We start from the raw sequence: 23,680 nt of genomic DNA on the forward strand, positions 1-23,680 counted from the left end.
GCCAGATAATAAAAATCAAAGTTAATAAAAAATAGCTAATGCTAAAACTATTATAATATCCAATTAAAAATATATCCAATAATTATAATTCCAATACCCACTGTACCAAAAAAGATAAAAATAAGCTTTAATGACAAAATCCTTTTTAAAATCATAGCCTCAGGAAGACTAAGAGCAGTTATGGCCATCATAAAACTAAGAGCCGTTCCCATACTCATACCCTTATCCACTAAAACCTCTATTAAAGGCATAACACCTGCAGCATTGGAATACATTGGAATTCCTAAAATTGTTGCAACAATGACACTATACCACTCTTTATTTCCAGCATATTTAATAATAAAATCTGTTGGCACATATCCGTGAATAAAAGCTCCAAGTGATATACCTATAACAACATATATCCATACTTTTTTTAAAATATCTTTTGTGTAAAGCCAAGAATCGATGACTCTTTCTTTAAAACCAATTTTTATTTCACATTCGGGTAAATCTTGCATAGGAGGTGGCTTTATTAAAACCTCATCTTCAAGGTTTAATCTTCCTATTATTATTCCAGCAACTATAGCAACCAGCAGTCCAAAACCTATATATATTGCAGTAATTTTAAATCCAAAAAGAGCAAAAAGCATAGCAATTGCTATCTCATTATTCATAGGAGCAGAGATTAAATAGCTAAATGTTACTCCAAGAGGAATTCTTGCTTGCAAAAATCCCAAAAACAGTGGAATTGCGCTGCAGGTACAAAAAGGAGTGATTATTCCAAAAACTGCAGCCAATATATGACCAAAAAGTGGGTGCTTTTTAGATAGATAATCTCTAACTTTTTCTGTTGGAAAATAGCTTCTAATAAATGTAACTAAAAAAATTATAACTATTAAAAGTAAAAATATTTTAACTATATCAAATAGAAAAAAATTTAGTGCATCTGCAAATTTTCCGCTAAATTTTAATTTTTCATATATTAAATAGTCAACTGCCTTTTGCCACCAATCAAACATTATTTTACTTTATAAGCTCTAAAATTTGAGAAGGTGTTAAAACTTTACCAACACTTACTACTTTTCCATCTATTACAAGACCTGGAGTACTCATAACACCATATTTCATAATCTCATTTATATCTTGCACTTTTTTAATCTCTACAAATTTGCCACTTTTTGCAACCGCTTCTTGAACATTTTTTTCAAGTTGAGCGCATTTTGCGCAACCTGTGCCTAAAATTTCTATTTTCATAAAAGCTCCTTTTCTAAAACTGGAAATAGTCTTTTTTTAATCTCATTAGCAGTTTTTACAAACTCACTAAAATCTTTCCCATCTGGATCTTCAAATCCTACATGTATTATCTTTTTAGCCCCAGGAAAGGTTGGACAAGACTCTTTAGCATTGTCGCACACTGTAACAACTAGATCAAATGGAGCATATTTTAATACTTCATCAACTGTTTTAGAGTGATACTCATCGCTCCAAGCATCTTCTTCAACTAAAACTTTTTTTGCATTTTCATTTACTTTTCCACTTGGATTACTTCCAGCACTATAGGCTTTTATTTTTCCTTTAAAATACTTATTTATTAATCCTTCAGCCATAATGGATCTGCAACTATTTCCTGTACATAAAATCAACACTTTTTTCATAATTGACACTTTCTTGATAATTTTTTTAGTTTTGGAAGCTCTACTGGCAATATCTCAATCTCTTTTAAAATCTCTTGCCTAAATCTATCTAAAGGCTCTCTGATATAGTAATAGTTCCATTTTCCAACCCTTTTTACTCTTAAAAATCCTGCATCTTTTAAAATCTTTAGATGTCTTGAAAGTCTTGATTGATTCATCTCAAAGGAGTTTTCAAGATCACAAACACATAGTGGTCCATATTTATCAATAAATTTTAAAATCAATACTCTTGTCTCATCATACAAAGCGCCCACTGTTTTTAAAAAATCCTCTAATGCTTCCATCAAGCTCCTTTTGCAAAATTATAACCAAAATATTTCAACATATCAAGATATCTTGATATATTGAAATATAATCGATTAAGTATAAAACTGGTAAAATTTCGAAAAAACTTATAGGACTTTCTATATGAAAAATATTTTGCTTATTGGATTTATGGGAGTTGGCAAAGGAACAGTTGCAAGAGCTATGAGTGGGAAAACTAACCTTTATGCAGTTGATACTGATGATTTGATTGAGAGTCTTACAAATAAAAAAATAAAAAAGATTTTTGAAAAACAGGGAGAAAAGTATTTTAGAGATTTAGAGCAAAAAACGGCTGATTGGCTTGCAAGTTCTGTAAAAAATACAATTATTTCAACTGGGGGAGGATTTTATAAAGTAAAAAATATAAAAAATATAGGCACAGTTGTTTATCTAAAAGCAGATTTTGATTGGATTTATGAAAGAATCACTAAAAGTAAAAATGCCAAAAAAAAGATAAAAAAAAGACCACTTTTTAAATCATATGAAAATGCAAAAAAGTTATATAAGCAAAGAGTCAAAGAGTATGAAAAAGTTGCTGATGTTACTATTTATGTTGAAAATAAAAGTATGGATGAAATAATAGAAGAGATTTTAAACAGAGTTAAATCTTTTCAATCTTAGCCATAAAAAAGCCGCTATATGCTCCTTTTGGCAAAATTCTAACTGTTTTTTTTATCTCTTTATTATACTCTTTATTTTCCCATTTTGTTACTCCTTGTTGATAATTTTCAAATGGAACATCAATATCTAAAATTTTTGCATTTTCAAATTTTTTAAGTAAAAAATCAACCACCTCTTCATTCTCTTCTGGACTAAATGTACATGTTGCATATATTAAAATTCCACCAGGTTTTAAAGAGTTCCAAGCTGAAACTATCAACTCTTTTTGAAGTTTAGAATTTCTATATACTCTTCTTAGATTCCAGTAAGTTATAGGATTTTCTTTTGTAAAATCAAATTCACTCTCACTTGAACATGGCGCATCAAGTAAAACTTTATCAAAATAATTTGGACATATTTTCCCTATCGCTCTTCCATCTTTATTATATGTTTTTATATTTTTTACACCATATGATTTTATATTTCTTTTCAACATAAAAAATCTATTTTTATCTTTTTCTACTGCTGATATTTTTCCTCTATTTTCTAAAAGCGAGCTCCAAAGCAAAGATTTTCCACCGGGAGCACTGGCCATATCTAAAAGCCACTCATTCTCTTTTAAATCAATATTTAATGCACAAAAGATTGATGAGAGATTCTGAATATATATCTTTCCTTGGCTATATTCATTAGATTTTATAATTTTGTCTCTATCTTTTATATCTAAAATATATACATCTTCAAACCAGTTTACTTTTTCATATTCTATATTTAAATTTTTTAAAAATTTTTCTATCTCTTCATTTGTAGTTTTAAGCCTATTTATTCTAAAAGAAAATTTCTCTTTTTTTCTTTTTAAGAGCTCTAATAGTTTTGGATTTATCTTTTTTATTCTTTCAAAAAAAATTTTTTCATTATCACTTTTTGGCATTTAAATCCTTAAATTTTTTTGATATTATATCAACAAAAATTAAATACTCAATGGTGGAAAATGAAACTATTTATTACAGATTTAGACAAAACTTTTTTAAGAAGCGATTTATCTATTTCACAATTTAGTAAAGAGATATGGAACAGAAAAACCAAAGAGGGATTTTTATTATCTATTGCCACAGCAAGAAGTTTAAAAAAGAGTTTAGAATTTCTAAATGGACTTGATTTAAAAATTCCACTTATTTTACTGGATGGAGCAATGGTTGCAACAAGTGACAGAAAAGCTATTGCAATAAATGCTTTAGATAAAGAAATTTCAAATGAAATTATAGATATTTCAAAAAAGTTTGATATTGAGCCATTTATTGTTGGAATTAAAGATAACAGTTTAAATGAGAGATTTTTATATCCAAAAAAATTAAATATCTATCAACAAGAGTTAATAAACTCATATAAAAATGATAATAGACTTAGAGCAAAAGATAAAATTACTCCTCTTGAAAAAAATCTCAAAATTGTTTATATGGGTACAAAAAAAGATATGGAGTCTCTAGAAAGTGAACTAAAAAATATTTTTAAAAACTCTATAGAAACAAAACTTTCAAAAGATCCATATATTGATTGCCATTTTTTAACAATTCTACATCCAAAAGGTGACAAATCACATGCATTAGAGGAAGTTTTAGATTATTGTAATTTTTCTTGTGAAGATTTAACAGTTTTTGGAGATAGTTTAAATGATATAGGTATGTTTAAAAAAGCAAAAAGAGCAGTAGCTGTTAAAAACGCACTTGAAGAAGTAAAAAAAGAGGCAGATATTATTTTGCCCCATACAAATGATGAGGATGCAGTTGCAAAATATCTATCCAAAATTTAGTGTAATTATTCCTGTTTTTAATAGAGAAAAATTTATATCAAGAGCGATAGAATCGGTTTTAAATCAAAGCTATAAAAATTTTGAACTAATTGTCGTTGATGATGGCTCAACAGATAATACTTCAAAAATTATTAAAAAATATCCTATTAAAATTATCACTCAACAAAATAGAGGTGTAAGTGCCGCAAGAAATGCGGGTATAAAAGCCTCAAAAGGCGAAATCATTGCTTTTTTAGATAGTGATGATGAGTGGAAAAAAGATAAACTAAAAATTCAAGCAAATTTTTTTATAAAAAATCCCTCTTATAAAATTCATCAAACTGATGAGATTTGGATAAAAAATGGAAAATTTTTAAATAAAAAAAAGATCCATCAAAAAAAAGAGGGTTATATTTTTTATGACTCATTACATTTATGTCTAATATCTCCATCAGCTGTAGCTATAAAAAAAGAGTTATTTGATGAAGTTGGCCTTTTTAGAGAGGATTTTGAAGTTTGCGAAGATTATGAACTTTGGCTAAGAGTAACAAAAAAATATCCTATTGGATTTAGCAAAGAAAAAATGGTTATAAAATATGGTGGACATCAAGACCAATTATCACAAAAATATTTTGCAATGGATAGATGGAGAGTAAAAGCAATGCTTCCATTTTGCAATGACCCAAAAGTTAAAAAAGTTGCATTAAAAAAATGCGAAATTTTAATAAATGGCGCTAAAAAGCATAAAAATTTAGAAATTTTAAAAGAGTTTGAACCAATTTTACATAGTTTAAGAAAAGAGAATGAAAACATCAATTTCAGTAATATTTAGAATAGTTCTTTGGATAATATTTCTATTTGGTGGAGCAATATTATCATTTTATTTTGATATAAAATATTTTAAAAATTTGCTTTTATCACCTACTTTTCATATTATAAGTTTTATTATTGGAATTTTTATTTTAAAGATCTCTTTTCATGCAGCTTCAATTGGAGGAAAAGCTTTACATAAATATGGAAGAAAAGGTAATATTCCAAGATTAGAGACAAACCAATTAGTAAATAAAGGAATTTATAGCTGCACAAGACATCCAATGCTATTTGGTCTTATGTTTTTGCCACTAAGTTTAGCTTTAATATTAGGTTTTCCTACTTTTATATTTTTTATAGCACCCATTGAAGCTATTTTGATATTTATATTGATGATATATTTTGATGAAAAAGAGGCACTAAAAAAGTTTGGTAAAGAGTATGAAATATATAGAAAAAAAGTACCAATCTTCCCAGCAAAATGCTGGAAAGAGCTATTTTTTGATTAGCAATAATCAGCTAATAGTCCCTCTTTTAACTGATTATATGTCTCTTCGCCATTTAATTTTCTAACTATTTCAAGCGCAAAGCAAATCGCAGTTCCAGGGCCTCTTGAAGTTAAAACATTTCCATCTACAACAACTTTTTGATCAGCTATATATCCCTCTTTTCCTGTTTTTTCTTCAAAACCAGGATAGTTTGTATGTTTTTTGCCTTCCAATACTCCTGCTTCTTTTAAAGCCCAAGGAGCAGCACATATTGCGCCAACCAATTTTTTATTTTCATTCATCTTTTTTATATACTCTTGAACAAGCTCGCTTTTTGCAAGATGTTCAGATCCAGGCATTCCTCCAGGCAGTACCATCATATCATACTCATCAATATCTACATCTTTTAATAAAGTATTTACTAACACCTTTAGTCCAGTATTTGCACCCTCTACCTCATTATCAAATAGACCTGCAACTGTAACGCTATTGCCTGCTCTATTTAAAACATCTATAATTGCCATTGCTTCAATCTCTTCAAAACCATCTGCAAGTGGTACTAGTACCTTTGCCATTCCTGCCTCCTTATTTAACTTTTTCTAGATATTTTCCCTCTATTGTATCAACTTTTACTACATCTCCAGTTAATATATGAAAAGGTACTTGTATAACTGCTCCTGTTTCAAGAGTTGCAGGTTTTCTACCACCAGTTGCAGTATCACCTTTAAATGCTGGAGCAGTATCAACAACTTTTAGTTCAACTACAGGAGGAATTTCAACTGAAATTGGCTTTCCGTTATGAAATAAAATCTTTACATTCATTCCATCTTTCATATATTTAATATTCTCTTCGCCCACTTGTTTGTGAGTTAATGCAATTTGCTCATAAGTTGTTGTATCCATAAAATGCATATTCTCACCATCATCATAAAGATACTGCATCTCTTTTTCTTCTAAATCTGGTTTTTCTGCTTTATCTCCTGCATGAAAAGTTTTTTCTAAAACTCTTCCATCTATTAGTGATTTTAGTTTTGTTCTAACATAAGCTGCACCTTTTCCAGGTTTTACATGCTGATATTCAACAATTCTATATGGAATACCATTTAACTCTATTCTTAAACCTTTTTTCAAATCACTCATACTATAAGACATAATTCTCCTTTTTATTTTTGTTGTTTAGTTAAAAAAGTTAAATTGTTGAGTAGTTAAGTGGCTAAATTAGTTGAGTAGTAATAAAATAAAAACAACTTCACTACTCAACCATTCATCCACTCATCCACAATAAATATCTAATTTTACCAAAACTATCTAAAAAAACGAGAAAAAAAGTAAAAAAGAAGAGATAGAACGATGCTAATTAAAATAGATGTTGTTATAGGAAAATAGAAGGTAAAATTATCTTTTTTTATATAAATATCACCAGGTAATTTTCCAACAAATGTTATAAAAAGGCCTATAATTATTAAAACTATTCCTAAAAATATAAAGATTTTTCCAAATTCCATTTTTTTAAAAGAAGAAGGCCAAAGGCTGAAGGATTTAAAATCTATTCCTTCTACCTTTTCCCTTCATCTTATTCTCCTTTATTTTTAGTAAAATCCATAGCTTTTGCATTATCCATTAAAACAGGGATAAAGATAAGTGATACTGCTACAGCAGCTACTGTACCACCAATTAGAGCTACTCCAAGACCTCCAAATATTGGGTCACTTGCTAAAAGAGCTGAACCTAAAATAATAGCAATTGCAGTTAACATAATTGGCTTTGCTCTTGTTGCTGTTGCAACAGCAATTGCTCTTTTTTTATCCATTCCTTTATTTTCCATCAACGCTTTTGCAAAATCAATCAAAAGTAGTGAGTTTCTTGAACTTATACCCATTAAAGCAATAAAACCAATCATACTTGTTGCAGTTAAGAAAAATACATCTTCAGTTACCAAATCTGCAACCCAGTGGCCTACAATTACACCTATGATTGATAAAAAGCTTCCAGCCATTACAATAGAGCTTAATGTGTAATTTTTATAATATATAACCATCAAAAGATATATTAAAATTAAAGCTGCAATAAAAGCAAGACCAAGATCTCTAAAAGTATCAAGAGTGACTTTCATTTCTCCATCCCATTTAAGATCAATAACCTCGCCAGTTTTTTTATCAGTAAATCTTAAATTAAATAGATAATCTGTAGTCTCTATATCATAATCTTTACTAAACTCTTTCATAATAGTATCTCTTGCTTCAAGCAGAGGATATACTTGCGAAACAAGATCAGTCTCAGCTATAACATCTACATATCTTTTTAAGTTTTTATGCATAATCATAGGTTCATTTTTACTCTCAACAATATCAACAACCTCAATTAAAGGCACCATCATACCCATTTTATTCATAAGTTCAAACGAAGAGAGTCTATCTTTTATTGATTCTAAACTTTGATTATCAAATCTTCTGGTTTCATCACTTAATCTTAAAAATAGATCCACTTGAGATGGATAATCTTCAAAATTTTTAACACCAATTCCCATTCCTTCAAATGCAAGATACATAATTTTTTGAACTTGCTCAACTGAAAGTCCACTTTTTTGAATCTTATCAATATTTGGAATAAGTTTATATTTTTTATAGATATCATCTTCTAAAATGTCAATATCAACTAAACCTTGAGTTTTTTTAAATACATTAGCTACTTTTTTTGCAAATTTTCTAACACTATCAAGATTTTCTCCATAAATTTCAGCAACTATAGCAGCTAAAGTTGGAGGTCCTGCAGGTTGTTCAATAAGTTTAATAACTGTACCTTTTTTTATTGGCTCACACTTTTTTTGAATAACAGGTCTCAATCTATGAACCATATTGTAACTTCTCTCTTCTCTTTCATGCTTATCTGTTAAATTTACAACAAGTTCAGCTAAATTTTCACTATTTTTAAATGCACTCCATTTAACTAGACCTGCATAATCAAGAGGTGCACCCATTCCTAGATAGGTTTCAATATCAGTAACCTCTTTTTCATTCTTTAATATATCTATAACACACTGAGTAACTTTTTTTGTCTCCTCAATTGAACTTCCAGTTGGTAAATCAACATAAACACTGAAAGTATTTGCACTTTTTCCTGGAAGCATTTTAGCAAGAACTATTTTTGTAGGAATCATTGCAACTGATGCTACTAAAGCAACTAATGTTAATAAAATTACTAAATTTTTTAAGCTCTTTTTTTCTAAAATTTTATAAATAAATTTTTCATACCTTTTCACTTCTTATCTCCTTCAATTGAGCACTCTTCAGGCAATTTTTCCTCTTTTTGGAAATGGTGATGGTGATGATGGTAATGAGGTTTTTTAAGTAATCTTCTAGCTAAATATGGCGTAAAAATATAAGCAATTACTAATGAAGCAATTAAAGCTACTGGGACATTTAAAGGTATTGGTTTCATAAACTCACCCATCATACCGCCAACAAAACCCATTGGTACCATAGTTAAAATAATTGCCAAAGTTGCAATATTCGTTGGAGCACCAATCTCATCAGTTGCTTCAACCATTATAGTATCCATATCTTTATTAACAGCATCATGCTCATGTAGATGTCTATGTATATTTTCTATTACGATAATTGCAGCATCAACTAATAAACCAAGTGATAATAAAAATGCAAAAAGTGTAATCCTATTTATTGTCTGTCCAGTAATGTATGCTATAAATAGAGTAATTGCTAGAATAGCTGGCACTGTAAAAGTAACAATTACTGCCTCTTTCCATCCAAGAAAGAAAACAAGCATTACAGCAATAATTGCTATAGTAATCAACAAATGATCAACCAATTCATTAACTGCATCATTTGCTCTTTTCCCGTAATCTCTTGTTAAAACATATCCTATACCCTCTTTTTCAAGCATAGGTTTTAATTTTTTAATCTCATCCAAAACATCATTTGCAACAAATACTGCATTTGTTCCTTTTAATTTTGCTACAGTTAAAGTATATTGAGGTATATTTTTCTTTATATCTTTACTCCAAATTTGTGCACTTTTAAAATTTTGAATATCTATACCATCTTCAACTTTTGCTATATCCTTTACATATATAGGACTCCCCATATAATTTGCCACCATAATATTTTCAACATCTTTGATACTCTCAATTGCATTTGGAACGCCAAAAATAACTATTTTATTATCTTTTGTTCTATTTTTAACCTCTGGTACTTCTAAAGCAACAGATTTTACAGCCATCATAATTTGGCCAAGAGATAGATGATAACCTTTGAGTTTATTTAAATCAACCAATATATTAAATTGTCTTTTATGTGCACCTTTTAATTCCGTTTTTGATACATTTTTGATTCTATTAAATTTATACTGGATATCTTTTACAATTTTATAAAGCTTGGCATCACTTAAATTTGGGTCTTTTTTATAAAAAGCAAAACTTAAAATAGGTATATCTATGTCAATATCAAAAGGTTTAACAATAGGCTGCATTGCATTTTTAGGAAGTTTATCCATATTTTGCATAACTTTATCATATAACTTTACATTTGAAATCTCTCTATTTTCACCAATGTAATATTGAACATTTACTATACCTACATTTTCCATTGCCATACCATAAATATATTCTACACCTGAGATCTCTCTGATTTTTTCTTCAAGCGGTTTCACAATAACTTGTTCAATCTCTTTTGGAGAAGCTCCTGGCATAGGAACAATAATAGCCCCACCACTTATAGCAATTTGTGGGTCCTCTTCTCTTGGCATAATTTCTAGCGATAAATATCCAACAGCTAATATAAAAACTGCCAAAAGTGCTGTTAAAGGATTGTGCAAAAAAGTTAAAGCCAGTTTCCCAGCATAATCTTTAGGGGTATATTTACATTTAATTTCTGCCATTTTCTACCCTTATTTAATAATAATTTCTGAATACATTCCAGGAATAATTTTTTTATTTCCTTTTTTATCAAACTTAATTTTTACTTTAAATTTATGAGTCATTGGATTTGAAGCAGGAATTATTGATGCAATTTTTCCTTTAGTTTTAAAATTTATAGAAGGAATATAAACATCAACGCTTTTTCCAAGTGAAATATTATTTAAATTACTTTCACTAATCTCTACCAAAACTTTTAGATTATCAAGTGATGTAATTATAAGTGCAGGCATGCCAGGTATTGCAATTTGCCCCTCTTTTATATTTTTTTGAATAACTACTGCATCATTTGGAGCTCTTAGTTTTAAATATTCATATTGATGTAAAACTTCTTTTAATTTTGCTTTTGCTTGAGAAAGCTGTTTTTTTGCAATTTCTACCATATCTTTTGTATTTTTTTCCATTAATTCCATATTTTCAAGCTCATATTTAGCAACCATGCCTTTTTTATATAATCTTTTATATCTTTCATAATTTAAATGAACATTGTTATACATATTTTGATTCATCTGTACAGCGAGTCTTGCTTGAGAAATAGCAAGTTCAACTTGAGATTTTGCAAGGTCTATCTCTTTAGAATCAATTGTATAAAGAAGTTGACCTTTTTTAACATAATCTCCCTCATCAACATAAACTTTTTTTACAAAACCCATAAATCTACTCGCAATCATTTTTGTATCATCACTCATAACAGTACCAGACAGTTTCATTCCAGCTGCAAAAATTGAAGATGCGAAAATCAATATAAATAAAAATATTTTTTTCATTAGTTCTCCTTATCTATTAAACTTTCAAGTTCAAATACTTTTTCATTTCTTTGAGTTTTCACTTTCAAAAGATCAAGCAATGCTTTTATCTCTTCAGAATGTTTAATTAAAACATCGCTTATTTTTACAAGACCCTCTTTATATTTTCCTTCATAATGTTCATACACTCTTTTTGAAAAATCAAACTGTTTTTTCTTTGCATTTACATCATAATCTTTGCTTTTTACTTCTGTAATTATTTGATTTATTTTAAGGGCCAATCCTCTTTTAGCTAAAATATATTGCTCAGCCATTTTCATTTTTTCAATTTTTGCCTTTTGTATCTGAGCAGTTGTCTCTCCGCCATTAAAAAGATTCCATTTTAGTTGAGCACCAATTGTATATGCATCATGGTCCTCAAAATCATTAAATGGCTTATCATCAGCACTACTATACTCTCCAAAAGCACCTATCATAGGATAAAGACCACTTTTTTGAAGTTTTATATTTTCATCCATTATTTTAAGACCAATTTTAACTTTTTTCATATCAAAAGTTTTTTCAACAAGCTCTTTTACGCTACCTTTTGGTAAAGGTGCCAACTCTTCAACATGAGATATTGAATCCACTTTTTCACCTATTAAAAACTCTAAAAATTGATAAGCCAAGTCTCTATTTAATTTTGCTTGGTTAAGATAGCTTAAAACTTCTGCTTTTTTTGCTTGTACCTCTAAAAGATCTGTATCTTTTGCATAACCTTCACTCATAAAAGCTTTAATAATTTCTTCAAGTTTATCGATATTACTTTTTAAAGTTTGCAAGTTTTTTATATAGTTTTCTACTAATGTAATATCATAAAATGTCTTTTTTGTCTGATAAATCTTTTCATTTATAATTTTTTTTGCATCAAGATGACTCATCTCTTCCATAGCTTTAGAGATTTTCTCATATTGAGTAAGTTTAAATCCAGTAAATAGAGGGATTTGATAGGTTAATTTATTTAAAAAGTGATTTCTTGGATCTGGATAGTTAAGTTTTTTGGGTTGAATTTTTAAAATTGATCCCATTTGCGATATTGCAGCTGCAGCTTGAGTATTTTTTTCCTGTGCCAATAGTCCTAATACTTGTCCCATAGGAGCCAAGAATTCATCAAATCCAAAATCAGCAAAACTAGCCTCTCTACTTTGAAGCTTAAAACCAAATACATTTCCAGCATCATTACTTCTAAGAGCTAAAAATGTATAATCCAAACTACCATAATTGTAGCTTTTTGCTATTTTTGTCTTAAATTTTGCAATATCTTCATTAAATTTCGCAATTTTTATTTCGCTGTTATTCTTTTTAAGAAGATTTATTGCATCATCTAATTTAAGATTTTCCAATCCTGCAAATAGTGAGATACTCGCAAAAATCAATATAAAAAGATATCTCATTAATTCCTCCAAAACTCTATTTTATTAGCATAAGATTATATTAACTTATCTCTTAATCATTGTTTAACTTGAAGTTTTCTATAAGTATTTGTTATGAGGAAGTAACAAAACGGAAACACCGTTTTGTTAAAGAATAGCATAATGTACAGAAATGCAGGCTTCTAAATTTGATAACTCTTTAAGAGTTTCTTTAGATACATCATCATCTACAATAATAACTGCTAATGCCTGTCCATGTTGGTCACGTCCAAGTCTAAAATCTGCAATATTAATGTTATGTTTTGCAAGTATCATACCAACTTGGCCGATAACACCTGGAACATCAGTATTTTTAAATAGTATCATTTTACCTTTTGGTTCAACATCTATAGCAAAATTGTTTATTTCAACAATTCTTTGAACACTCTCTTCAAAAATTGTTCCACTAATTTCAATGACATCTTTATCTGTTGTTAATTTTACAGTTATTTTATTTTTATAGCCACTTGTATTTGGCTGAGTTTTATTTATGATATCTATTCCTCTCTCTTTTGCAACAAATTCAGCATTTACATAATTTACTGCCTCGCCCAAAGACTCTTTTAACGCTCCAACAACCACAAAAGTTGTTAATGATTTTAAATATTCACCAATTTCACCTTCAGTTACCACTTTTATTGATTTAAAGGCACCTTTATTTACTTGAGCAGCTAGAAAGCCTATCTTTTGAGAAAGTTCAAGATATGGTCTAACAAATGGTGGAATTTCATCTTCTTTTATTGGTAAATTTAATGCATTTGGATAGCTGCTTCCGCGAGCTGCTTCAATTGCTGCCTGGGCAGCTTGAGTTGCTATTTTTTCTTGTGACTCTATCGTATTTGCACCAAGATGAGGAGTTACTATAATATTATCAAGCTCTAAAAGTTTATTGTCAGTTGCAGGCTCTTTAGCGAATACATCAATTCCAGCAAATCTTATTTTTCCACTTTTTAAACCTTCATAAAGAGCTTCTTCATTATATAAACCACCTCTTGCACAATTTATTAAAATTACTCCATCTTTCATTTTCGCGATTTCATCACGGTCTATCATATTGATAGTCTCTTTATTTTTAGGAGTATGAATAGTAATAATATCGCAAGCTAAAATATCATCAAAATTTGTAGTATATTTAATGCCCAAATCTGTTGCTTTTTCAGGTGGAATATATGGATCGTAAGTAATTACATCCATTTCGAATGCTTTTGCTCTAATTCCAACACGACTTCCTATATTACCAAAACCAATAATTCCAAGTTTTTTGCCTTTAAGCTCAGTTCCTAGCCAATTTTCTCTTTTCCAGATTCTCTCAAGTTTTAATTGATTATGCGCATAAGGAAAAGACCTTACACAGCTTAACATATGGGCCATTGTTAATTCAACTGCAGCAATAGTATTTGCAGTTGGAACATTCATAACAATTATTCCTCTTCTGCTACATCCATCTATATCTACATTATCAACACCAACACCTGCCCTAACAATTGCTTTTAAATTTTTTGCAGCCTCTAAAAATGGCTCATCAACTGGTGTTGGACTTCTTGTAATAACAATATCAGCATCACTAACTACTTTATATAAAGATTCGCCTTTTGGTACATCAGCAGCATTTACAACTTCTATATCTTGCTCATTTTTTAATATCTCTAAACCTTTTTCATGAATATGGTCACAAACTACAATTTTTTTCTTTTCCATCCATATCCTTTAAATTTAATAAAATGGTAATTGGTGTATTAGTGTATTGGTTATTGGAAATTTGATGCTTGAAAATAATTTCATTTTGTTGCTTTATAATATAAATTCTTAACTCCAATATACTAATAACTAATAACTAATTACTTATTCAGTTTATCTTTTATAATCTCGCCAAGAGTTATTTTGTCATTCTCTTTTTTATTTATCTCTTTTAATGCTTCTTTTTCTTTAATTTTTGAAAGTCTTCTTACAGAAATTCTCATTTTATCTCTATTAGTATCTAATAATGTAATAACACCTTCAATCTCATCACCAACTTTTAACTCATCTTTTTTCAAAGGAGCCAAATCTTCATCTCTTATTAAAGCATCTATTCCAGGTTCTACCTCTACAAATACACCAAAATCTTTAATATCTTTAACTTTTCCCTTAACAATATCACCAACTTTTTTATTTTTAGCATATTGCTGTAAAGGAGATTCCATACACTCTTTTCTACTAAGAGAAATTTTTTCATTCTCTTCATCTATTTTAACAATCTTAACTTCTACTTCATCACCTACATTTAATATATCTTTAGCTTTCTCTTTAGTCCAGCTAACATCTTGATTATGAAGCAATCCTTCAACATTTCCAATTTTTACAAATGCTCCAAAATCAGCAATTGTTGTAACCTTGCCTTTGACAATATCACCTACTTTATATTTTTTCATAAACTCTTCAAAAGGCTTAGGCAATAATCTTTTTAAAGAGACTCTTAATTTTCTATTTTCAGGATCTATCTCAATAACTTCCACATCAATTTCATCACCGATATTTAAATAATCTTTAGGATTTTTTACTTTTTTATCCCAGCTTATTTCAGATATATGTAAAAATCCCTCAACATCATTACCTAAATCAACAAATACGCCATAAGGTTCAATATTGCTTACAGTTACATTTATAGTATCACCAACTTCAAGCTCTTTTTCTATCTCATTCCAAGGATCTGGCATTGTTGCTTTAACTGATAATGAAAGTCTATTTTTTTCTTCATTATATTTTAGCGCTTTTACATTAACCTTTTCACCTTCGCTATAATATTTTGCAGGATTCACAGGACCTTTATAACTTATCTCATTATAATGAACTAAACCTTCAACACCTGGAGCAACTTCAACAAACATTCCATAATTTGTAATTTTTTTAATTAAACCTTCTACAATTTTATCTTCATTGATTAATTGATCAATGATCTCTTTTTTTCTTCTCTTCTCATCTTCAATATATTTTTTTCTAGATATGATTATTGAATTATTATCTTCATCAATTTTTACTATTTTAGCTCTTATTTTTCTTCCTGGTTCTATTTTTCCTTTTAAATATGACAAAGAATTTGGCATGAAAAAGTGTACGCCCTCACTTTCAACATTGTAACCGCCTTTGTTTTTTCCAACAATTTTTCCTTCAACAACAATATTTTCAAAATCATCTTTATGCTCTTTTATAAATTCTGCTGTTTTTGCCTTTGAGACAGCTTTTTTATGTGAAATTATTGGTCTTTCATTTCTAAAACCAGAAATCAATACTTTTATTTTATCGCCAACATTATATAACAGATTTCCATTTTCATCTTTTATCTCATTAATATTCAAAATACCTTCTTGTTTTTCACCAACATCTACAAGAACTTTCTCATCACCTTGTATTTCAACAATAGTACCATCTAAAATTTTAGATTCACTTTTTTTAAACGACTCCTCAAGCATAGATGCAAAATCTTCACTTGATTCGCCACCATGTAATAATTCCTCTCTATCCATTACTCTTCCTTAATTTAAATTTGCTTATTATACTTTAAATTCCCTTATTTTACCAATAACTTTTTCTATAATCCAATCAGGAGTTGATGCACCTGCAGTGATACCACAAAGCTTTTTCCCTTCAAACCACTCTTTTTTTAATTCGTTTTCATCCTCAACTAAATAGCTATCTTTGCAATTTTCTTTACAAATATTATAAAGCTGTTTTGTATTTGATGAATTTTTACCACCAATAACTATCATTACATCAGCTTCTTTACTTAGCTCTTTAGCTGCATCTTGGTTTTCGAAAGTTGCATTACATATAGTATTAAATACTCTTACTTCTTTATGATTTTCCATTAGATAGTTAACTATTTTTTTATATTCATCAAATTTTCTTGTTGTTTGTGCAACAGTTGCAACTTTTTCTTTTAATTTTTTATCTTTAAGTTCATCAGCACTTAAAACTACAATAGGATCCTTTGCATAACTCATAACACCTTTTATTTCAGGATGATTAATATCTCCAAAAATAACAATACTATATCCCTCTTTACTCATCTGTTCTACAATTTGTTGAGGCTTTGTTACAAAAGGACAAGTTGCATCTATTATATTTACATCTTTTTCTTGTAGTTTTTTTAATTTATCTTTTGCAATTCCATGAGTCCTAATAACTACAGTATCCCCTTCTTTTACTTCATCAATTTCTTCAACTAAACCGATATTATGCTCTTTTTTTAATCTCTCTATCTCTTTTTTATTATGTATTAATGGCCCTAAAGTATTACTATTTTTTGTTGTTTCAGCAATTTTTATAGCTCTTTTTACACCAAAACAAAATCCATAATTTTTTGCTAATTTAATCTCCAATTTCAACCTCTGTAATCTGTTTTAATAAATCTAAAAAATTTGGAAAAGATGTTGCAATACAATCAATATCTTTTATTTCCATTCCATTTAAAAGACCAGCAATTGCGAAACTCATTGCAATTCTATGGTCTCCATAACTATCAATAACAGCCTTTTTTATTTCTCCTCCCTCAATCTCATATCCATCTTCAAACTCTATTACATTTATACCACATTTTTTTAGATTGTCAACTACACTTTTTATTCTATCGCTCTCTTTTACTCTTAACTCTTTTGCATTTTTAACTATGCTTTTTCCCTTGGCAACTGCCATTGCTATTGAAAGAGCCGGAAGCTCATCAATAAGCCAAGAAATATTTTTACTAACTTCAATAGCTTTTAATGGTGCATATTCAACTAAAATATCTCCTATTGGCTCATAAATATTCTCTTTTTCAATAAATTCTACTTTTGCTCCCATTCTTTTTAATACTTTATATGCCTCAATCCTTGTAGGGTTTAAAGTAACATTTTTTATTAAAACTTTGCTACCTGGAACTATTGCTGCAGCAACTGCAAAGAAAAAACCACTTGAAGGATCAGAAGGCACTTTCATTTTTAAAGGTTTCAAAGGCTTATTAAGAGGATATATTACTACTTCATAACCATCTTTTTTAATTTTTGTATCAAGCCTTGCTCCCATTCCTTTTAGCATTCTCTCAGTATGGTCTCTGCTTAATTCTGGCTCTTTATAATAGCTAATTTGATCAGCTTTTAATGCTGCTAAAATAAGTGCACTTTTTACTTGCGCTGAGGCAATATGACTTTCATATTTAAAATTTTTTAATTTAGAACCTCTTATAGCAAGAGGAGCCAAATTACCATTTTCTCTCCCATCAATTTTTGCACCTATTTTTCTTAAAGGCTCAACGACTCTTTTCATTGGCCTTTTTCTAAGATATTTATCACCTGTTAAAACATAAAATCCATCAAATCCACAAAGTAACCCACAAAATAGTCTCATACCAGTTCCAGAATTTCCACAATCCAAAATATCATCAGGCTCTTTTAATCTATTAGGTATAATTGCTACACTATTTTTGTCTATCTCTACTTTTGCACCAAGTTTTGAGACTATATTTAATGTATTTAATGTATCTTCAGCCATTAAAAAATTTTCTATATAAGAAGGCTTATCACTTAAAAGTGAAAACATAGCACATCTATGAGAAATAGATTTGTCTGCAGCTATTGAATCAATTGAGATATCAAACCTATCAGCCTTTTTTACTTTAATAAAACTCATCTAAGTTCAGCTCCAATTTCTGTTTTTAAACTATTTAAGATTTTTTCGATAATTTGGCTTATTTCATCTTCTGATAATGTTTTTTCATCTGATTGAACAACAAATCTTATAGTCAAACTTTTCTTTTCACCCAATTTTTCACTCTCATATATATCAACTGGATAATATCTTTTTATCTCTTTTGGAACTATATCTTCTATAATTGGCTTAATCTCAGAATATTGCATATTTTTATCTATCAATATACTAAGATCTCTAAAAGATATTTGGAATTTAGAATATTCTTCTGCCTCTTTTAACTCATATGGAATTTTTTCAAAATCTATTTCGCAAAAAAATGTTGATAGAAGATCAAAACCTTTCTGATATAGAATATGGAGTTTATAAATTTCACCAATATTTTTACCATTTTTTATAATATCTGCACAAACAAATGGATGAGCAAGACTATTTTGAGGCTCTTTTTTAACTAAATCAAAATCACCAATTACCATTGAGATTTTTTTTACAAAATCACCAAAATCTATCTCTTCGGGTTTTCCCTGATTTGTTATATTATCACTCTCTTTTACACCACTAAACACAAAACTAATCTTTATTCTTTCATTTCTATTTTCATCAAAAACTGTTCCAACTTCGAAAAGAGATATTTTTCTTTTTCCGTTTTTAAAATTATATATAGCTTGTTCTAGAAGCCCAGGAACCAAAGATGTTCTAAGAGTATTTAATTCATTTGTAATTGGATTTATTAAATCTAACTCTTTTTTTACAGTTTTAAATCCAAACTTTTTAAGATTTTCTTTATTGGTAAAAATATAATTTGTAGTTTCATAAAATCCTGCAGCAACTGCATATTCTCTAAGTTCTTTTTTCTTTTTAAAATGATAATAGGCTTGATTTATTCTATTTTCCTCTTCAAACACAAAAGGAATTGGCTCAATTTTATCAATCCCTATAAATCTTATACACTCTTCTGCAATATCTTGTTCATTCTCAATATCGTGTCTAAACTCTGGAACTTTTACAACAATATTTTCATCCTCTTTTTTTACTATCTCAAATCCCAATTTTTGTAATATATTAACAATTTTGCTTTGAGAGATATTTTGACCTATTAAATTATTAATTTCAAAAAGATTGACATTGATATTTTTTTCTTTTATTTCTTGTAAAATTTCATGACTTCCTGAAAATATATCTATTTCACTATATTTTCTTATAATATAACAAAAATAATCCATTCCAAAATTCAATTCTGGATTACTACCTCTACTGCTCCTATAATATACCCAATCTGTAGTAATTTTTGATTTTTTTGAAGCCTCATAATATTTTTTAGACAATATTTGCGGGTCAATAAAACTTGCTTCAACTATAAAATACTCATTTTTATCTGTAGGTTTTGACTCTTCAATTTGATTTATACCTACTATTGAAACTTTTTTACTATCAAAAATTGCATCTAAATCATTTTCATCTTTTTTTACTTCAATAGTAGCAGTATCCTCTTTTTTAAAGATATCATAACTGTATGCTCTTAAAATTACTCCTGTAGTATATGTAGTGTAAAATGTCATATTTTCTAGTTTATTATCAAATTTTTCATCAACAAAAGATAATCTTACTTTTATTTTCAAAGGTATTTCAATTTTTTCATTTGAAAAAACTTTATATACAAGATTTGATACTATATTGCTTTCATGTTTTACATGAAGTACTCGACCTATTCCCAATTGCATTTTATCTTTTTTTTCAAATTCTATATCTTTTGGAGATTTTAAAGATATATCATATGCAGCTGCAATTTCTCTTGCTATACCATAAATGCTTAAGCAATCTCCTCTATTTGCAGTTAATTCTATATCTATGATTTCATCATTTAATATTTTATACTCTTTTAACTCTTTTCCTAATTTTAATTCACCTATACTTTCATCTAAAACCATAATCCCATCTTCTAATTTTGGAAGGCCTATTTCGGTTGATGAACATATCATTCCTTCACTATCAATGCCTCTTAATTTTGCTGGTTTTATTTTAAAATTACCAGGAAGTACGGCTCCAATTACAGCTACAGGAACAAACTGTCCAGCAGCAACATTTTTTGCTCCACATACAATCTGTTTAATTTCACTACCTATATCAACTTTACAAACTGATAATTTATCAGCATTTGGATGTTTTTCACACTCAACTACTTTCCCAACAACTACTTTTGATGGAATATCAATTTTTTTATATTCAGCAACCTCTAATCCAATATTATTAAGAGTTTTTATAAGATCTTCACTCTCTATTTGTGAAATATCAATCCATTCTTGTAACCAACTTCTTGTTATTATCATCTAAACTGCTCCAATAATCTTAAATCACCTTCAAAAAGGCTTCTTAAATCTGGTATTTTATGAATTAGCATAGCAAATCTCTCAATTCCTAGTCCAAAAGCATAACCGCTTACATTTTCATAGCCAACAGCTTTAAAAACATTAGGGTCTACCATACCACATCCTAAAACTTCAAGCCACCCAGTTTGAGAGCATACTCTACAACCTTTTCCTTTACAAAAAATACAACTGATATCAACTTCAGCACTTGGTTCGGTAAAAGGGAAAAAACTTGGTCTATATCTAATATCAACATCTCCAAACATAAAATGTAAAAAATCACTTAATATAAATTTCAAATTTGCAAAACTTACTTTACCTTTTTTATCAACCAATAGTCCTTCTACTTGATGAAACATTGGAGTATGAGTTAAATCAAAATCTCTTCTAAACACAGCTCCAGGACTTATCATTCTAATTGGGGGTTCTTGTTTTAACATTGTTCTTATTTGTACTGGGGAGGTATGAGTTCTAAGTAGCTTTTCATCCTTAAAATAAAATGTATCTTGCATATCTCTTGCAGGATGATATTTTGGTAAATTTAATGCTTCAAAATTATAAAAATCCTCTTCAACTAAAGGGCCAGTTTCAATTGAAAAATTCATAGAGATAAAATATTCAATTATTCTATCTAATGTATATTGAACAGGATGAAGTGCACCTTTGTTATTAAAAGGAGAATATAAAGATACATCTATAGCATCTTTTTTCAATTCATTTTCTAACTCTTTTTTCTCTAATTCTTCTCTTTTTTTAGCCAAAACTTTATTTAGTTTATCTTTTAATTCATTTAATTCTTTTGCAACTTTTGGTTTTACATCATTTGGTAATTCTCTAAGTTTAGCAAACTCTTTTGCTAAAATTCCCTTTTTACCAAAAATAGCAACTCTTATTTTTTCAATTTCTTCTAAATTTATTGCCTCTTCAATCTTTTTTAACCATTCTTCCAAAAAACACCCCTATTTTTAATTTTGCAAAATAATATTATAGTTTTCATTATAAAAAGATAAGATTTTATGTTATATACTCTTATTAGCATTTAATTCAACAATAAGGGAGTAAAAATGTGCATATTTTGTAAAATAGTTGAAGGCGAAATTCCAGCAAATAAAGTTTTAGAAAATGATGAATTTTTGGCATTTCATGATATAAGTCCTAAAGCTCCAATTCATGTTTTAATAATACCAAAACAGCATATTGAAAATTTTCAAAGCACTCCACCTGAAATTATGGCTAAAATGACTCCATTTATTCAAGAAGTTGCTAAAAAATTATCTCTTGATAAAAGCGGATATAGGCTTATTATAAATAATGGTGAAGATGGAGGGCAAGAAGTTATGCATCTGCATGTTCATCTACTTGGTGGAGCTAAACTAATTTGGCCACATTTAGCTCCAGATAAAGAAGCAAAAAAATATGTTTAGGCTATAGTTTTAACTATAGCCTTTGAAAACCATTTAGCCATTTTTCAAAATAATCAATCTGTTTTTCTACTTGATTTAAAGAAGTTCCTCCAAATGAATCTCTAGCATTCATTGAATGTTCAAGTTTTAAATATTGTGTTACATCTTCTTTTATTCTATTATCAATTGATTTCAACTCTTCATAACTCAAATCACTAATATCTTTATTTTTGCTCTCAGCTAATGCAACTGCACGGCCTGTTATAAAGTGAGCCTCTCTAAATGGAATATTGCATTTTTGAACTAAATAGTCAGCAAGATCAGTAGCAGTTAAATGTCCTATTTTTGCAGCACTATACATATTTTCTTCATTTATTTTCATAGTTTTTAAAACTTCATTTAATATTTTTATACTAATTTTTGCAGTTTTTACACTATCAAATACTCCCTCTTTATCCTCTTGCATATCTTTATTATATGCTAAAGGAAGTCCCTTCATTACAGTTAAAAGAGAGATTAGATTACCATAAGCTCTTCCAGTTTTTCCTCTTAAAAGTTCTGGAACATCAGGATTTTTCTTTTGTGGCATTATAGAGCTACCTGTTGCATAATCATCACTTATAGTAATAAATTTAAATTCATAACTTGACCAAATTATCATCTCTTCAGCTAATCTTGATATATGCATCATAAGAGTTGCAATATTAAATAAAATTTCTAATGCAAAATCTCTATCACTAACTGTATCTAAACAATTTATAGTAGGAGCTTTAAAGCCTAATTCTTTAGCAGTAAAATTTCTATCAATAGGATGAGGTGTTCCAGCAAGCGCAGCACATCCAAGAGGAGAATAATTATTTCTTTCATATGAACTATTAAATCTTTCAATATCTCTTTTAAACATACTAGCATAAGCTAACATATGATATGCAAAAGAGATTGGTTGAGCATGTTGTAGATGTGTCATTCCAGGTAAGATAGTATTTTTATGTTTTTTGGAGATATCTAATAAAGTTTTAATTAAATCAAATAAAAGATCTATTATTATTTTATTATTTTTTTGTACATATAATCTAAAATCTAAAGCAACTTGGTCATTTCGACTTCTTGCAGTATGAAGTTTTTTTCCTGCATCCCCAATGAGTTGAGTTAATCTTTTTTCAATTGCCATATGTATATCTTCATCTGATATATCAAATTTAAATTTACCCTCTTCTATCTCTTTTTCAATAGTTCTTAAGCCTTCAATTATTTTATTTTTTTCTTCATCAGTTAAAATTCCTTGTTTATTTAGCATTTTTGCGTGTGCAATTGAACCTTCAATGTCTTCTTTATATAATTCTTTATCAAACATCAATGAAGCATTAAATTCATCTAATAATTTGCTAGATTCTTTTTCAAATCTACCTGACCACATTTTTGCCATAACAATCTCCAATAATTTTTGTGGGAAT

24 protein-coding genes are annotated in these 23,680 nt (G+C 28.7%); 5 read left to right on the forward strand and 19 right to left on the reverse strand.

The window, feature by feature from the left end; translation table 11 throughout:
• Positions 1-50: 50 nt before the first annotated feature.
• Genes QML81_RS09000 through QML81_RS09015 form a run of 4 tightly spaced genes read right to left on the reverse strand, consistent with a single transcriptional unit; the run spans position 51 to position 1,960 of the window.
• Positions 51-1,001 carry a permease gene (locus QML81_RS09000; protein ID WP_281951100.1) on the reverse strand — a complete coding sequence of 317 codons (951 nt, stop codon included), beginning with the start codon at positions 999-1,001 and terminating at the stop codon, positions 51-53.
• 4 nt (positions 1,002-1,005) lie between these two features.
• The gene (locus QML81_RS09005) at positions 1,006-1,236 is read right to left on the reverse strand and encodes a thioredoxin family protein (protein WP_281951101.1); all 231 of its coding nucleotides are present in this window, start codon (positions 1,234-1,236) and stop codon (positions 1,006-1,008) included.
• Positions 1,233-1,637: an arsenate reductase ArsC gene (locus QML81_RS09010; RefSeq protein WP_281951102.1), complete on the reverse strand. Its 405-nt coding sequence runs from the start codon at positions 1,635-1,637 to the stop codon at positions 1,233-1,235. Before QML81_RS09010 ends, QML81_RS09005 begins: the two co-directional genes overlap by 4 nt.
• Positions 1,634-1,960, reverse strand: a complete 327-nt coding sequence (locus tag QML81_RS09015; RefSeq protein ID WP_281951103.1) for an ArsR/SmtB family transcription factor — start codon at positions 1,958-1,960, stop codon at positions 1,634-1,636. The genes QML81_RS09010 and QML81_RS09015 overlap by 4 nt, the downstream gene beginning before the upstream one ends.
• Before the next feature lie 124 nt (positions 1,961-2,084).
• Between QML81_RS09015 and QML81_RS09020 the strand changes: the two genes are divergently transcribed.
• A complete protein-coding gene (locus tag QML81_RS09020; protein WP_281951104.1) occupies positions 2,085-2,603 on the forward strand; it encodes a shikimate kinase in 519 nt (172 codons plus the stop codon).
• On the opposite strand, the gene QML81_RS09025 is transcribed toward QML81_RS09020, so the two are convergent.
• Complete coding sequence (locus tag QML81_RS09025; protein ID WP_281951105.1) at positions 2,584-3,513, reverse strand: RsmB/NOP family class I SAM-dependent RNA methyltransferase; 930 nt, start codon at positions 3,511-3,513, stop codon at positions 2,584-2,586. The two genes, QML81_RS09020 and QML81_RS09025, sit on opposite strands and share 20 nt — an antisense overlap.
• 60 nt (positions 3,514-3,573) lie before the next feature.
• Between QML81_RS09025 and QML81_RS09030 the strand changes: the two genes are divergently transcribed.
• From QML81_RS09030 to QML81_RS09040, 3 genes are read left to right on the forward strand one after another with little or no spacing between them, the layout of a single operon-like run.
• Positions 3,574-4,392 carry a Cof-type HAD-IIB family hydrolase gene (locus tag QML81_RS09030; protein WP_281951106.1) on the forward strand — a complete coding sequence of 273 codons (819 nt, stop codon included), beginning with the start codon at positions 3,574-3,576 and terminating at the stop codon, positions 4,390-4,392.
• Positions 4,361-5,203, forward strand: coding sequence for a glycosyltransferase family 2 protein (locus QML81_RS09035; protein ID WP_281951107.1), 843 nt, complete (start codon positions 4,361-4,363; stop codon positions 5,201-5,203). Before QML81_RS09030 ends, QML81_RS09035 begins: the two co-directional genes overlap by 32 nt.
• The gene (locus QML81_RS09040) at positions 5,175-5,690 is read left to right on the forward strand and encodes a methyltransferase family protein (RefSeq protein ID WP_281951108.1); all 516 of its coding nucleotides are present in this window, start codon (positions 5,175-5,177) and stop codon (positions 5,688-5,690) included. The genes QML81_RS09035 and QML81_RS09040 overlap by 29 nt, the downstream gene beginning before the upstream one ends.
• Here the strand turns inward: QML81_RS09040 and QML81_RS09045 are convergent.
• The 13 genes from QML81_RS09045 to pheS all read right to left on the reverse strand — a co-directional run bounded on the left by QML81_RS09045 (position 5,687) and on the right by pheS (position 21,773).
• The gene (locus tag QML81_RS09045; RefSeq protein WP_281951109.1) at positions 5,687-6,244 is read right to left on the reverse strand and encodes a DJ-1 family glyoxalase III; all 558 of its coding nucleotides are present in this window, start codon (positions 6,242-6,244) and stop codon (positions 5,687-5,689) included. The two genes, QML81_RS09040 and QML81_RS09045, sit on opposite strands and share 4 nt — an antisense overlap.
• Positions 6,245-6,254: 10 nt before the next feature.
• Positions 6,255-6,821 (reverse strand): elongation factor P, encoded by a 567-nt coding sequence (gene efp, locus QML81_RS09050; protein ID WP_281951110.1) that lies wholly within the window; start codon positions 6,819-6,821, stop codon positions 6,255-6,257.
• 152 nt (positions 6,822-6,973) lie between these two features.
• Positions 6,974-7,174 (reverse strand): DUF2905 domain-containing protein, encoded by a 201-nt coding sequence (locus QML81_RS09055; protein WP_281951111.1) that lies wholly within the window; start codon positions 7,172-7,174, stop codon positions 6,974-6,976.
• Positions 7,175-7,242: 68 nt separating this feature from the next.
• On the reverse strand, positions 7,243-8,928 hold the full coding sequence (locus tag QML81_RS09060) for an efflux RND transporter permease subunit (protein WP_281951112.1): 1,686 nt from the start codon (positions 8,926-8,928) through the stop codon (positions 7,243-7,245).
• A complete protein-coding gene (locus tag QML81_RS09065) occupies positions 8,925-10,562 on the reverse strand; it encodes an efflux RND transporter permease subunit (RefSeq protein ID WP_281951113.1) in 1,638 nt (545 codons plus the stop codon). Before QML81_RS09065 ends, QML81_RS09060 begins: the two co-directional genes overlap by 4 nt.
• Positions 10,563-10,571: 9 nt before the next feature.
• Entirely contained in the window at positions 10,572-11,366 is a 795-nt protein-coding gene (locus QML81_RS09070; RefSeq protein WP_281951114.1) for an efflux RND transporter periplasmic adaptor subunit, read from the reverse strand.
• On the reverse strand, positions 11,366-12,778 hold the full coding sequence (locus QML81_RS09075; protein ID WP_281951115.1) for a TolC family protein: 1,413 nt from the start codon (positions 12,776-12,778) through the stop codon (positions 11,366-11,368). Before QML81_RS09075 ends, QML81_RS09070 begins: the two co-directional genes overlap by 1 nt.
• 126 nt (positions 12,779-12,904) lie before the next feature.
• Complete coding sequence (serA, locus tag QML81_RS09080; RefSeq protein ID WP_281951116.1) at positions 12,905-14,494, reverse strand: phosphoglycerate dehydrogenase; 1,590 nt, start codon at positions 14,492-14,494, stop codon at positions 12,905-12,907.
• Between the two features lie 140 nt (positions 14,495-14,634).
• The gene (locus tag QML81_RS09085) at positions 14,635-16,299 is read right to left on the reverse strand and encodes a 30S ribosomal protein S1 (protein ID WP_281951117.1); all 1,665 of its coding nucleotides are present in this window, start codon (positions 16,297-16,299) and stop codon (positions 14,635-14,637) included.
• 27 nt (positions 16,300-16,326) lie between these two features.
• Complete coding sequence (locus QML81_RS09090; protein WP_281951118.1) at positions 16,327-17,154, reverse strand: 4-hydroxy-3-methylbut-2-enyl diphosphate reductase; 828 nt, start codon at positions 17,152-17,154, stop codon at positions 16,327-16,329.
• Positions 17,144-18,439 (reverse strand): 3-phosphoshikimate 1-carboxyvinyltransferase, encoded by a 1,296-nt coding sequence (aroA, locus tag QML81_RS09095; RefSeq protein ID WP_281951119.1) that lies wholly within the window; start codon positions 18,437-18,439, stop codon positions 17,144-17,146. Before aroA ends, QML81_RS09090 begins: the two co-directional genes overlap by 11 nt.
• On the reverse strand, positions 18,436-20,784 hold the full coding sequence (gene pheT / locus QML81_RS09100; protein ID WP_281951120.1) for a phenylalanine--tRNA ligase subunit beta: 2,349 nt from the start codon (positions 20,782-20,784) through the stop codon (positions 18,436-18,438). The genes aroA and pheT overlap by 4 nt, the downstream gene beginning before the upstream one ends.
• Entirely contained in the window at positions 20,781-21,773 is a 993-nt protein-coding gene (gene pheS, locus QML81_RS09105; RefSeq protein WP_281951121.1) for a phenylalanine--tRNA ligase subunit alpha, read from the reverse strand. The genes pheT and pheS overlap by 4 nt, the downstream gene beginning before the upstream one ends.
• Before the next feature lie 114 nt (positions 21,774-21,887).
• Between pheS and QML81_RS09110 the strand changes: the two genes are divergently transcribed.
• Positions 21,888-22,247: a histidine triad nucleotide-binding protein gene (locus QML81_RS09110; protein WP_281951122.1), complete on the forward strand. Its 360-nt coding sequence runs from the start codon at positions 21,888-21,890 to the stop codon at positions 22,245-22,247.
• Positions 22,248-22,260: 13 nt separating this feature from the next.
• On the opposite strand, the gene argH is transcribed toward QML81_RS09110, so the two are convergent.
• On the reverse strand, positions 22,261-23,652 hold the full coding sequence (gene argH, locus QML81_RS09115; protein WP_281951123.1) for an argininosuccinate lyase: 1,392 nt from the start codon (positions 23,650-23,652) through the stop codon (positions 22,261-22,263).
• Positions 23,653-23,680 lie beyond the last annotated feature (28 nt).

It is taken from the genome of Nitrosophilus kaiyonis (assembly GCF_027943725.1).
Taxonomy (GTDB): domain Bacteria; phylum Campylobacterota; class Campylobacteria; order Campylobacterales; family Nitratiruptoraceae; genus Nitrosophilus_A; species Nitrosophilus_A kaiyonis.